This window comes from Saccharibacillus sacchari (assembly GCF_037722395.1).
Taxonomy (GTDB): domain Bacteria; phylum Bacillota; class Bacilli; order Paenibacillales; family Paenibacillaceae; genus Saccharibacillus; species Saccharibacillus sacchari_A.
On the sequence record NZ_JBBKAR010000025.1, the window covers coordinates 1 to 4,985 of the forward strand.

5 protein-coding genes and 1 rRNA gene are annotated in these 4,985 nt (G+C 51.3%); all 6 read right to left on the minus strand.

What is annotated here, in order from left to right; all coding sequences use genetic code 11:
• Window positions 1–96, minus strand: a 16S ribosomal RNA gene (locus WKI47_RS07210); the annotation flags it as partial.
• Between the two features lie 530 nt (window positions 97–626).
• The gene (locus tag WKI47_RS07215; RefSeq protein WP_340226499.1) at window positions 627–854 is read right to left on the minus strand and encodes a hypothetical protein; all 228 of its coding nucleotides are present in this window, start codon (window positions 852–854) and stop codon (window positions 627–629) included.
• Window positions 855–1,011: 157 nt separating this feature from the next.
• Window positions 1,012–1,632, minus strand: coding sequence for a stage II sporulation protein M (locus WKI47_RS07220; protein ID WP_340226500.1), 621 nt, complete (start codon window positions 1,630–1,632; stop codon window positions 1,012–1,014).
• 14 nt (window positions 1,633–1,646) lie between these two features.
• Window positions 1,647–2,783 carry an Mrp/NBP35 family ATP-binding protein gene (locus WKI47_RS07225; protein WP_340226503.1) on the minus strand — a complete coding sequence of 379 codons (1,137 nt, stop codon included), beginning with the start codon at window positions 2,781–2,783 and terminating at the stop codon, window positions 1,647–1,649.
• Between the two features lie 124 nt (window positions 2,784–2,907).
• A complete protein-coding gene (sat, locus tag WKI47_RS07230; RefSeq protein WP_340226501.1) occupies window positions 2,908–4,077 on the minus strand; it encodes a sulfate adenylyltransferase in 1,170 nt (389 codons plus the stop codon).
• 54 nt (window positions 4,078–4,131) lie between these two features.
• Window positions 4,132–4,824 carry a phosphoadenylyl-sulfate reductase gene (locus WKI47_RS07235; protein WP_340226502.1) on the minus strand — a complete coding sequence of 231 codons (693 nt, stop codon included), beginning with the start codon at window positions 4,822–4,824 and terminating at the stop codon, window positions 4,132–4,134.
• Window positions 4,825–4,985 lie beyond the last annotated feature (161 nt).

Genomic DNA, 4,985 nt, shown 5'->3' on the forward strand with positions numbered 1-4,985 from the left:
ATTAGAGAAGCAAGCTTCTCATCAACTCCGCTCGACTTGCATGTATTAGGCATGCCGCCAGCGTTCGTCCTGAGCCAGGATCAAACTCTCCATTAAGGTGGCGACCGAAGTCGCCGTTTAAAAGAAAGCACCATGTGCTCGTTTAAAACGTGGCGAGAATTTTCATTCTCTTTTTTCTCAACACGAACCGCTCAAAGATTTAAACCTTTTTCGCTTATCGCGGGAACTCCAATTCTTATTGCCCGGTTGGGGTCTAAGAATTTCGTTCCTGACTCACTTACTGTTCAGTTTTCAAGGAGCAAACTGTATTGATTTGTTTCTTTCGTTCGGCGCCGTTTGTCTCAGCGGCGACTTTTATATCCTATCACAGTTTCAAGCAGTTCGTCAAGCACTTTTTTGAAATTCTTTTTCAGCGCTTGTTTTCCGACTTGTTGTGACGGCTATCTCTCGAAGAGCCGATTAATAATTTACCACATAGCAATATAGCAAGTCAACACTTTTTTCAACAAACATTCGAGCTTTTCTACCAGGCATTTATCCCGCTCCTTCTTTGTATTGAAATATAGCAAAAGCGGTACGGGAGCCCCCGACCGCTTTCCTTGTTTTAGCATCGCTGTGTTCAAGGTTTATCGCTCACCGCTATGCCGCTTGTCCCGCACATACTTAGACAGCTCTTTGGAAGGCGCAACTCTCGCATACATTTGAAAGATCGTTTGGTATCGCTTAGAGATGGACTCCCGCATATTTTGATCCAGGCGCTTATCGCTCAAGTCGAACAACATCTCATCCAACTCTTTGCGCAGCACGTAGCCAAATTCCTTGCACTCCATATCGTTAAACATCATTCCGAGCATTACGGTCCCTCCTTCCGGTTTCCTCAACATTGAATTACTATTTCAACTTTGATTTAACCCAAAATGAAGCAGGGGTAACTCTTCGGTGCGTAAAAGTTTACAAAACCTATAAGATTCAACCCTTTACCTATAAATAAAGGCTCTTTTGCGCCATGTACTAGCGAAGCAAATGGTAGGTCAGCGTACTCTCTATAATAGCGGCTACAAACAACAGAATAACGATCCACACAGCAGCGCCAAGCATCTGCTTCATCGCCGTCTCCCATCGAAGCGCAAGCCGATCCCTTTTCGAACTCCCGAGGCTAAAAAGACTTCCGATCACCAGCCCGCCGAACCGTAGTCCGTAACCGCAGGCAATCACAATCGCAGGCAGCTCGATGATCCCGTGAGGAAGCAACCCCTGGAAGATCAATTCGCCCAGGTCTTGTCCCTGTCTTCGAGCGATTTCCACAACGAAGCCCAATACCATACCGTTCAGCAACAAGAAACCAAAAGGAGCTAATCCAAAAAAAGCGCCGAACAACATAACAAGTACCGCTTTTATGGAATTGTTAAAAAAGATAAAGGTGAAAAAGCTCAACTCAACGTTATCCGACTCTTCCAGCGATTGTGCCACGGTCTGCAACCCCTGAAGCTGCGAAAGGAGCAGACGCTGAAGCTCATCCGCCCAAATCGCGCCCATGGCAATTCCTGCGATAAACAACACCGTCGCCGCCAGCATATAACCTTTATTCTGAGCCAATCCTTTGATAAAGCTCACAAACGACAGCATCTTCATTCTAGCCCTCCCTGTTATTGCGTATTCCCGCCTGGCGACGTCTTCTCAATGACCGAACGCGCCATTTCGCCGTACATGCCGCCTGTCTCCGTTTCGGCCTTATATACGGAAGGGGAGAAATCAGGCTCCGAGATATGGTTATCCGGAACGCCGAGCGGGATTTGTCCCAATAGTCCGGTGTGGAGCGTCTCAGCCAATCGCCCGCCCCCTCCGCGTCCGAAGATGTAATCCCGTTCTCCGTTTTTCTCGTAGTACGCCATATTTTCTACGACTCCAAGGATCTCATGACCGGTTTGTAGCCCCATGGCTCCCGCACGGGCTGCGACGAAAGCGGCGGTTCCGTGAGGCGTCGTAACGATGATCTGTTTGCTCTGAGGCAGCATCTGATGCACATCCAGCGCGATATCCCCTGTACCTGGAGGCAGATCCAGCAGCATGTAATCCAACTCGCCCCAGTCCGTTTCTTCAAAGAACTGTCTCAGCATCCGTCCGAGCAGCGGCCCGCGCCAAACGACCGGATTGTTTTCGCGGATAAAGAAGCCCATCGACATGACTTTGACGCCAAAACGCTCTACGGGGTGCAAAAGGCCGTCGACGACCTCGGGACCTTCCTCGATTCCCATCATATCCGGTACACTGAAGCCATAGATGTCCGCGTCGATCAGCCCCACCTTTTTGCCTTCTCGCGCCAAAGCCACTGCCAGGTTAACCGCTACGGTCGATTTACCCACTCCGCCTTTGCCGCTTGCGATCGAGATGAATGTTGTCGGCGAGTCGGGGCTCAATATCGGAAGATCCTCCAAGCCCGCCGCATGGCCTTTTACCAATACCGGGTCGTCGTCGCTGTCGGTCGCATCGCGGTCCACACGTGTATCTTCGATAATAGCCAGGCTGCGCTCTTTTTCCAATTCTGTCGCTTCCTTAAAACGGATTCGAACGTCTTCGACAGCCAGCGATTGCAAAGCGGAACGGATTTGCGTCTCCAAGCCCTGGCGAACTTCCTCTCCAGGCTGCAAACACACCACGCTAAGGGACACCCGTTCATCCCGAATCACGACGTCGCGGATCAACCGCAGGTCGGACAAACGTACGCGGTAGACAGGGTCCATCACCGCTTCAAGCGCTTCCACAACTTCTTCTCTCGTTACCATGCTGTTCATCCTCTCTCCCTCTGTTACGGGAAATCTCTTCCTCATTATACATGAAACAAAAATACCGAACCGCTCCCCATTTAAGGAAAACGATTCGGTGTTTGGATTAATGGGTCATGTTGCTTTAAACTTGCTCGACGATCCGGTCGCGCATACCTTCGATCAACACTTCGGCCACTTCCGGGCGCGTGAACTCCGGCGGCGGGCATTCTCCTCCGCGAAGCAGGGCACGTACTTTGGTTCCCGACAGGGTGAGGTGCTTTTCTTTGCCGTGCGGGCAGGTTTTGCTGGTCGCCATATTGCCGCAATGCGTGCAGAAGAAGCTGTGTTCGAAAAAGAGCGGCGTGATCTCCAGTTCTTCCGGTTGGAAGTTGGCGAATATCTCCTGCGCTTCGTAAGTACCGTAGTAGTCGCCTACGCCGGCATGGTCGCGGCCGACGATAAAGTGGGTGCAGCCATAGTTTTTACGCACGATTGCATGGAAAATAGCTTCCCGCGGTCCTGCATAACGCATCGCCGCCGGGAATACGCCCAGGAACGTCCGCGCCGCAGGATAGTAGTTCTCCAAAAGGACAAGGTAGCTGCGCATGCGAATGTCTGCCGGAACGTCATCCGACTTCGTTTCGCCGACAAGCGGATTGAGGAATAGCGCGTCTACCGTTTCCAGTGCAGACTTTTGAATATACTCGTGCGCGCGGTGTACCGGATTGCGGGTCTGGAAGCCGACGACGGTTTTCCATCCTTTTTCCGCAAATTGCTTTCTCGTCTCGGACGGATCAAAGTAAAACTCGTTGAAACGCTCCGGTTGCGGCCGATTCAGTACCTGCACCGATCCGCCGATCCGCTCTTGCGGACGCTCGAACAGCTTTTTCACGCCGGGATGCTCGGGATCGTCTGTTTTGAACACGTTTACCGCTTCGAAGCTACGATCAATCGTATAGACGCTCTCTACATCAAGAATCGCGTATACGACGCCGTCATTTTCTCCCACAAGCGCTACGCGTTCGCCTACAAGCGAAGAGTCTGCGCCTTCAAGCGGCAACGTGATCGGAATGCTCCATACGGTGCCGTTTGCCAGACGCATATTGCTTACTACGCTATGGTAGTCTTCTTCGTTCAGGAACCCCGTCAATGGGGAAAAGGCACCTACAGCTATCAAGTCGAGGTCGGACAGCACCCAGGCATTGATCGGAATTTGACGCAGTCCTTGCGCTTCGGCAAGCAGGGCTTCACGTTCTTGACCTTCAGCGAGACGGTTGATCAAAGTGCCGCCATGCGGCTTGATGGAAGTCATAATGTGCAGTCGCTCCTTTATTGAATGGTTGATCGTTTAAAAGTCAGCTTACCCTTACTTGTGCAGACCGCATTCCGTCTTATCGTTGCCTGACCAGCGTCCTGCGCGTGGATCTTCTCCAGGCATAACCTGACGGGTGCACTGTTCGCAGCCGATACTCGGGAAGTTACGGTCATGCAGCGGGTTGTAGATAACGTCATTGTCACGAATATATTTCCATACGTCTTCGCTGGTCCAGTCCGCGAGCGGATTGAACTTCATGAGGCCGAATTTATAGTCGTACTCGACTTTTTTCGAATTGGCACGGGTCGGCGCTTGATCGCGGCGAATGCCGGTAATCCAAGCATCGTAGCGGGACAGATTGCGAGTGAGCGGCTCAACCTTGCGGATATTGCAGCAAAGGTTCGGATCGGATGTCCATAGCTCGGGAGTATGCTTCTCGGCTTGCTCTTCGGGAGTAATTAACGGGGCGACGCGCACGAAGTCCAGACCGTAACGGTCAACCATTCGATCGCGTGTCTCGTACGTCTCCTGGAAATGAAAGTCGGTGTCCAGGTAAAAGATATCGGTAGACGGGCTGATGTGCTGCAACATGTCCACGATCACAACGTCCTCGGCGCCGAAGCTGCATGCAAAAGTCAGGCTCGAATACTGCTGTGTAGCAAAACGAATGACTTCCTCCGCACTCAATTGTTCCAACTCTTCGGCTTTAATACGGGCAAACTCTTCTTTTTCCAGCAAATTCATAGTAAGACCCTCCATCTCTGAATGGCGAATTGATTGAATAAAATGAAGCATCCCGTAAGGCAGCAGCGAAAAAAGGGATAGCCGAGCGGGAAGCAATAGTGGTGGCAAGTTACTAGTACCATGAACGCAAACCCTCGATTTGATGCGGTCAAGGTACAGGT

Bases quoted from the DNA above. Each gene is read 5' to 3' on its own strand.
- WKI47_RS07215 (WP_340226499.1), bottom strand. From the start codon at position 854: ATGCTCGGAATGATGTTTAACGATATGGAGTGCAAGGAATTTGGCTAC.
- WKI47_RS07220 (WP_340226500.1), bottom strand. From the start codon at position 1,632: ATGAAGATGCTGTCGTTTGTGAGCTTTATCAAAGGATTGGCTCAGAAT.
- WKI47_RS07225 (WP_340226503.1), bottom strand. From the start codon at position 2,783: ATGGTAACGAGAGAAGAAGTTGTGGAAGCGCTTGAAGCGGTGATGGAC.
- sat (WP_340226501.1), bottom strand. From the start codon at position 4,077: ATGACTTCCATCAAGCCGCATGGCGGCACTTTGATCAACCGTCTCGCT.
- WKI47_RS07235 (WP_340226502.1), bottom strand. From the start codon at position 4,824: ATGAATTTGCTGGAAAAAGAAGAGTTTGCCCGTATTAAAGCCGAAGAG.